This is a genomic window from Neisseria sp. P0019.S003, assembly GCF_051957115.1.
Taxonomy (GTDB): domain Bacteria; phylum Pseudomonadota; class Gammaproteobacteria; order Burkholderiales; family Neisseriaceae; genus Neisseria; species Neisseria flavescens_D.
On sequence record NZ_JBQCWT010000108.1, the window covers coordinates 1 to 435 of the forward strand.

General features: G+C 53.1%; 1 protein-coding gene. It reads left to right on the forward strand.

The features are described from left to right. Positions 1-36: 36 nt before the first annotated feature. Positions 37-435, forward strand: a 399-nt coding sequence (locus ACTHTS_RS11330) for an HD domain-containing protein (protein WP_440370097.1), incomplete at its 3' end; no start/stop codon positions are given.

Below are 435 nucleotides of genomic sequence, written 5' to 3' on the forward strand. Positions count from 1 at the left end.
GTTTTTATCAAAAAGAAAAACACGCACGCCACGACCATTATTCGCCAAACACCCCAAACATCAAGTGCAACGCTGGAAGGCCTACTCGCTTGGTTCGACGGCTATGTTGCAGCGCTGCCCGATTCCGATAAAAACCTGATTCAGACGGCCCTTGAACCGTATAAAGAACATTACCCCGCCGATGCCCTAACGACTTACGGCGAGCCATTGCTGGAACATTTCCTCGGCTCGATGCAAACCGTCAGCGAACTCGACTTATTGCCCGACGCCGTGGCCGCTACGATTTTGTCCGACATCGGCAAATACGTTCCCACTTGGCACGAATTGGTTACCGAACGCTGCAAAAGCACCGTTTGCGAACCGGTCAAAGGTGTGGACGAAGTGCAGAAACTGAACCAACTCACCCGCGTGGACGGCCTTACCACGCCGGAAGAA